Below are 253 nucleotides of genomic sequence, written 5' to 3'. Positions count from 1 at the left end.
CACTGGCTCCATGCAGACGGCCACCAAACTGCCCCTGAGCCTGCGCGAAACGCCGCAGTCGGTCAGCGTGGTCACTCGCAAGCGCATGGACGACAAAGCCATGACCAGTATCAGTGACGTGATCCAGAGCACGCCGGGCATCTTCCTCAACGGCTCCGGCGGCGTCGGCCGTCCGAGCTTCAGTGCCCGTGGCTTCGACGTCGATAACATCATGTACGACGGCTTCCCCACCAGCTTCCTGACCTACCTGCCC

At 63.2% G+C, this 253-nt stretch carries 1 protein-coding gene; it reads left to right on the top strand.

Annotated elements, in window-relative coordinates; all coding sequences use genetic code 11:
• On the top strand, window positions 1–253 hold a 253-nt coding region (locus AC0IYH_RS32835; protein ID WP_471838555.1), incomplete at both ends, for a TonB-dependent receptor plug domain-containing protein.

It is taken from the genome of Pseudomonas sp. AC463 (genome assembly GCF_979253585.1).
This window is presented reverse-complemented; position numbering and strand designations above follow the sequence as displayed.